This is a genomic window from Bartonella sp. AA16NXGY (genome assembly GCF_042197325.1).
Lineage (GTDB): Bacteria > Pseudomonadota > Alphaproteobacteria > Rhizobiales > Rhizobiaceae > Bartonella.
In genome coordinates, this window is record NZ_JBHIRR010000077.1 from 1 (window position 1) to 607 (window position 607).

1 protein-coding gene is annotated in these 607 nt (G+C 40.0%); it reads left to right on the plus strand.

Going from position 1 to position 607, the window contains the following annotated elements; genetic code table 11:
- The coding region (locus tag ACFINK_RS09410; RefSeq protein WP_375638920.1) for a UvrD-helicase domain-containing protein at window positions 1-607 on the plus strand (607 nt) is incomplete at both ends.

Sequence of the window (607 nt, forward strand, 5' to 3'; positions counted from 1 at the left end):
GAACTCTTTTTGCTGTTGGAGACGAAAAACAATCTATTTATTCTTTTCAAGGTGCTGCTCCAGAAAACTTTGCTGCAAATGGACGAATCATTCAAAAAAAAGCGCAGCAAACAAATCAGCAATTTGAAAAAATACAACTGCATTACTCTTTTCGCTCTACAGCGGATGTTCTTAAAAGCGTTGATCTTGTTTTTGGAACACCAGAAAACTATAAAGGACTTTCGGCAGAAAATACAAAGACGGTGCATGAAGCTATTCGCGTTCATAGCCCAGGTGAAGTTATTATATGGGATGCCATTTCCAAAGAAACGAGCGAATTTCCTCATGATTGGCATTTGAGTGTTGATCATTTAGATACACCTGAAGTTCGTTTAGCCGAAAAAATTGCTGAAACGATTGCCGATTGGTTCCAAAAAGGCGAAATACTTCCAGCAAAGGGCCGCTTAATACGGGCAAGTGATATTATGATATTGGTTCGTAAACGTGATCAATTTGTTCTCTCCCTTTCCCGTGCCCTTAAACTGCGCAATATTCCTGTCGCTGGAGCTGACCGTTTACAGCTCAAAAATCATATTGGTATCCGTGATTTAATGGCGCTTGCACGTTT